The organism is Acidovorax cavernicola (assembly GCF_003581445.1).
The window spans coordinates 1-591 of record NZ_QXMN01000339.1 but is presented as its reverse complement, the minus strand read 5'-3'; the positions used below and the strand labels follow the sequence as shown (position 1 = coordinate 591).

The following is a 591-nucleotide window of genomic DNA, read 5'->3' as shown; positions in this document are numbered from 1 at the left end:
GCAGGAAATCCGCGCGTGGTTCGTCGGCCCGCTGGCGCTGTCGGGCTCGATCTCCAGCGGCCGCGCCATCCTCACGGCGCAGGTCATGGGCGCGGATCTGGCCTATATGGGCTCGGCCTTCATCGCCACGCAGGAAGCCAACGCCGTCGATGGCCACAAGCAGATGATCGTCGACAGCGCGGCCAATGACGTGGTCTACACCAACCTGATCACCGGCGTGCATGGCAACTACCTCAAGCCGTCGATGGCGCGCGCGGGCCTCGATCCCGACAACCTGCCGGTCGGCGATGCGAGCCAGATGAACTGGGCCGCGGGCAAGCCCAAGGCCTGGAAGGACATCTGGGGTTGCGGCCATGGCATCGGCGTGCTCAACGCCATCCAGCCCGCGGGCCTGTTCATCGACGGGCTCGCGCAGCAATACCGCGAGGCCTGTGCCGCGACCCGGCAGCTCATTGCCGCCACTGCCTGAACTCAGCACTTACCGACAACCACCAGGAGACAAGACATGAATTCCAAGCGTGACGTTCTGAAGTTGATGGCCAAAGCGACGGCGGCCGCCAGCATGGCGGCGCTGTCCGGCCTGTCCCTGGC

The 591-nt window shown here is 66.2% G+C and carries 1 protein-coding gene; it reads left to right on the top strand.

Annotated elements, in window-relative coordinates; translation table 11 throughout:
- Positions 1-469 (top strand): NAD(P)H-dependent flavin oxidoreductase (locus D3H34_RS33530; protein ID WP_205736886.1); only part of this gene is annotated, 469 nt, incomplete at its 5' end.
- Positions 470-591: the final 122 nt, after the last annotated feature.